Origin of the sequence: Nonomuraea sp. K271 (genome assembly GCF_009908215.1) — a bacterium.
GTDB lineage: Bacteria > Actinomycetota > Actinomycetes > Streptosporangiales > Streptosporangiaceae > Nonomuraea > Nonomuraea longispora.
On record NZ_JAAAHR010000399.1, the window covers coordinates 1 to 575 of the forward strand.

Genomic DNA, 575 nt, shown 5'->3' on the forward strand with positions numbered 1-575 from the left:
GAGGCGGTTTGAAGCCTCCCTCCGCAGGGCGGCTCCGAAGGGCCAAGACCTTCATCATCCGAGCAGCATCGCTCCAGATCATTCGCCTACATCGAACTCTCCTTCACGTTCAGGACACACGAATACGCCAGAAAGGGATCGTGAGGTTGCGTTGTAGCTGGTGGGAGCGGGATGCGTCGACGCCCGAGCGTTCGGCTCGGGCGGCGATGGCGTAGCGGTGTTGGGCGGCGGTCAGTCCTGGTCCGCAGCGTCGGCGGCTTGTGCGGGGTGCGCGGCTTGGCAGTCGGCGCACCGTCCGTGCCAGTTGGGGCGCTGGTAAGGATCGTGTCACCAGGTGCAGATGAGCCAGGCGCGTGATCTGGCGATCAGTCCGTTGAGCTGTCGTGCCGTTGGAGTATCCGGTACACCGTGGTGCGGGAGACCGTGAACAGTTCGGCGAGGTCGGCGATGTCGACGGCGCGTGAATACTGACCCCATGGCGACGGCCGAAATCTGACCCCCTCGTGCAGTTCACTCTGGAGGGTGATCAAGGTGGAGGACTGGGCGGAGATCCGCCGGTTGCACCGGGCCGAGGG

Annotated in this window: 1 protein-coding gene; it reads right to left on the reverse strand. The window is 64.9% G+C overall.

What is annotated here, in order from left to right; genetic code table 11:
- Positions 1–365: 365 nt before the first annotated feature.
- Positions 366–575 (reverse strand): hypothetical protein (locus tag GUY59_RS49720; protein ID WP_212746396.1); only part of this gene is annotated, 210 nt, incomplete at its 5' end.